Genomic DNA, 431 nt, shown 5'->3' with positions numbered 1-431 from the left:
ATATCGTCTGTTATTATTTGTTGAGAAAAAGTTTTGCAGAAAAATAATAAAGCTATTGAAATGAAAATTATCTTCTTCATGCTTTTATTTTGCTCCGTTATTATCAACAGCAACAACAGGTGTTGCACCTAATTTTTTGATAACCTGCATTACTTTAATAGTAGTACCTAAGTGAGAAGTACTATCGCCATTAATTACAACAGAAGGCTTATCGGTTTCTTTAGCCAAAAATTCTTTCAAATCATTTTCCAATTGTTCAAAAGGAACAGCTTTTTGACCGATATAGATTTGTTGGTTTTTATCAACCGTAATAACAACAGTTTGTTTGGCTTTTGTATCGCTCTTGGCTTTAGGGTTAGAAACCTTAATAACGTTCGGGTTTGCCAATGTTGATACAATAAGGAAGAATAATAAAAGAATGAACAGAATAT

The 431-nt window shown here is 31.1% G+C and carries 1 protein-coding gene; it reads right to left on the bottom strand.

The window, feature by feature from the left end:
- Positions 1 to 84 precede the first annotated feature (84 nt).
- The coding region (locus E3E25_RS11345; protein ID WP_167893414.1) for a biopolymer transporter ExbD at positions 85 to 431 on the bottom strand (347 nt) is incomplete at its 5' end.

Origin of the sequence: Thermococcus sp. MAR1, from assembly GCF_012027305.1 — an archaeon.
Taxonomy (GTDB): domain Archaea; phylum Methanobacteriota_B; class Thermococci; order Thermococcales; family Thermococcaceae; genus Thermococcus.
This window is presented reverse-complemented; position numbering and strand designations above follow the sequence as displayed.